At 45.2% G+C, this 299-nt stretch carries 1 protein-coding gene; it reads left to right on the forward strand.

All coding sequences use genetic code 11. The features are described 5' to 3' along the window. On the forward strand, positions 1-299 hold a 299-nt coding region (locus QQK09_RS17840), incomplete at both ends, for a hypothetical protein (protein WP_284205537.1).

Raw genomic sequence — 299 nt, forward strand, 5'->3', positions numbered from 1 at the left:
TGATCCTAGCTTACAAGCTGATTTAATCACTGAACTGCAAAACGATCTCAGTTCTGGCGGACAACCATTGACCTTTAGTGTTAATACTAACGGTGATTTAATCGGTGAACTTGCTGACGGTACGGTTGCAGTAACCGTTGCCTTATCTGGTGCACAGCAAGGTCAAGATATCAACGTCACAGTCGTGATTACGCAACAGCTGCCACTTGATCATAACGACACAGACACCGCAGGTTACGTGACCTTTGATGGTGATGATTTACACATTAATGTGCCTGTACAAGCAACCGATACCGACG

It is taken from the genome of Psychromonas marina, assembly GCF_030161115.1.
GTDB lineage: Bacteria > Pseudomonadota > Gammaproteobacteria > Enterobacterales > Psychromonadaceae > Psychromonas > Psychromonas marina.